Raw genomic sequence first — 561 nt, 5'->3', positions numbered from 1 at the left:
CGATCACCACACAAGGAACACCCACCACCATCGGCCATGTGAGCCCGTCGATCCAGCGCGTGGAGGTGTAGAAGACATGGAGGAAGACTGATATTGCAAGTAGGAAGTAAGCCGTGCCGCGTGGGTGGTTTCTGGCCAGGAGCATCGCGGCGATTCCGGATGGGATGGATGGGGCGATGATGCCTACGGGGTCTGGAATGGCCAGGGCGATCCAGCACAGGATGAGGCTGGTGGTGGCGCCGATGGCGGGGTAGCGCGAGGCGAGGGGGATGGATGCGGCTGCGGCGATGTTGACTGCGAGCACGCTCGGGGTCATGGCTCCTCCTAGGAGGGGCCAGATGCAGGCCAGGAAGAGTGCGATCGCCGCATGGAGCAGGTGGGTGCGTCGTGTGGGGCACCATGTGAAGGATGTCTGAGTGTCGAAGGCGGGGAAAGGCATGCTGACCGGTCTCGTTTCGAAGGGAAGTGGTGGGTGGGCTCTGAGGCGGGGTTACTGCGCTATGGAATGCCGGTGAGCCTCGGCCGGGGGCGCGGTGCCTGGTGTGGGGTGGAGGGGGATGG

At 64.3% G+C, this 561-nt stretch carries 1 pseudogene; it reads right to left on the bottom strand.

Annotation, left to right across the window (positions count from 1 at the left end):
• Positions 1-439, bottom strand: a pseudogene (locus tag FK256_RS14205) (sensor histidine kinase); the annotation flags it as partial.
• Positions 440-561 lie beyond the last annotated feature (122 nt).

Origin of the sequence: Actinomyces johnsonii (genome assembly GCF_006546835.1) — a bacterium.
Classification (GTDB): Bacteria; Actinomycetota; Actinomycetes; order Actinomycetales; family Actinomycetaceae; genus Actinomyces; species Actinomyces johnsonii.
This window is presented reverse-complemented; position numbering and strand designations above follow the sequence as displayed.